The following is a 1571-nucleotide window of genomic DNA, read 5'->3' as shown; positions in this document are numbered from 1 at the left end:
GCGATGCCGCCGGCGCCCCTGCCCCGGCCCAGCAGCCGCCGGTCAGCCTGCGCCAGCGCTGGCTCGCTGCGGTCGCCGCGCTCGGCCAGCGTTTCAATGGCGGCCGCATCGAAGCCGCCCTGCTGGCACCGGAAGACCGGTTGCTGCTCGACCAGGCCGGCTGGAACACCAACGCCGGCACCGCGATCTTCCTTGCCCTTCGGCTGCTGATCGCCGTGGCCACGCTGGTCCTGGTGCTGGCCTTCAACCACAGCACCGGCTTCAGCCGCGCGATGGTGATCTTCGGCGCGCTGGCCTTCGGCATCCTGTTGCCGAAGTTCGCCCTGCGTGCGTGGGCGATGCGCCTGCGCAAGCAGGTCTCGGCGGAATTGCCGCTGCTGATCGACCTGCTGCGCCTGCTGCAGGGCGTCGGCTTCAGCATGGACCAGAGCCTGCAGACCCTGGGCGACAAACTGCGCAACGCGATCCCGGTCCTCGGCCGCGAGATCCACCAGGCCAACATCGCCTACATGCACGGGCGCAGCCGCGAGCAGTCGCTGCGCCGGCTGGGCGAGTCGTTCGACGACGAAGACCTGCGCAGCCTGGTGCAGCTGATCCTGCAGGTCCACGCGCATGGCGGAGCGGTGCAGGAGCCGCTGCGCCAGTTCAGCATCCGCCTGCGCGAACAGCGCCGTTCCACCCTCAAGGAGAAGGTCGGCAAGCTCTCGGTAAAGATGACCGTGGTGATGATGTTGACGTTGTTGCCGGCGCTGATGCTGGTGCTGGCCGGCCCGGCCATCATCGCCCTCGCCTCCGCCCTGACCAAACTGGATTGAACGCCATGCACCACGCCGCGCTTTCCCGCCTTTGCCTGCTGCTCGCCGCGACTGCCCTCTGCGCGGCCTGTTCGAACGTGCGCAACGGTTACCGACAGGATCCGATGGCACTGGCCTCGCCCGAGGTGGCCCCGCAGGACGACAAACAGCTTTACCTCGAGCTGATCTCCAAGATGCAGCAGCAGGGCGCGTACTACGCCTCGCTGGCGCACGTGGAGGCGTATCGCCAACGCTATGGCGACAGTCCCCAACTGCGCCTGTTGAATGCCGATGCACTGCGCGAAACCGGCCAGCGCGAGGCGGCACTGGCCATGTACGGCAGCCTGACCAGCGGCCCGCAGGCGGCCGCGGCGTGGCACGGACTCGGACTGATCGCCGCCCGCGACGGCGACGCGGCACGCGCCGAGCAGGCATTGGCGAAGGCCGTGCAGTTGCAGCCGTTGAACACCGGCTACCTCGGCGATCTGGGCTTCGCCCGGTTGCGCGCCGGCGATTGGACCCGCGCGCAGGAGCCGCTGGCCAAGGCCGCCGAACTATCGCCCGGCAGTGCCAAGGCCAACGCCAACCTGGCGGTCTGGGCGCTGCTGCGCGGCCAGAACGACATGGCCGACACCATCATGCGCAACGCGCGCCTGACCGACAGCGCGCAGGCCGAAGTCCGCCGGATGGCGGACCAGCTGCGCCAGCAGGCGGCGCCGGCGCCGTCGGTGCAGCGTGCCCCGGCCAGCGTCGCCACGGCGGCCGCCGCGCCCGGCA

2 protein-coding genes are annotated in these 1571 nt (G+C 70.1%); both read left to right on the top strand.

What is annotated here, in order from left to right; genetic code table 11:
• Positions 1-815, top strand: an 815-nt coding sequence (locus HMPREF3113_RS11930; RefSeq protein ID WP_139146364.1) for a type II secretion system F family protein, incomplete at its 5' end; no start/stop codon positions are given.
• Between the two features lie 5 nt (positions 816-820).
• Positions 821-1571: tetratricopeptide repeat protein (locus tag HMPREF3113_RS11925; protein ID WP_070472786.1), on the top strand; the 751-nt coding region annotated here is incomplete at its 3' end.

The organism is Stenotrophomonas sp. HMSC10F06 (assembly GCF_001807865.1).
Lineage (GTDB): Bacteria > Pseudomonadota > Gammaproteobacteria > Xanthomonadales > Xanthomonadaceae > Stenotrophomonas > Stenotrophomonas bentonitica_A.
Note: the sequence above shows the minus strand (reverse complement) of the source record. Positions and strands in the feature narration are given on the sequence as shown.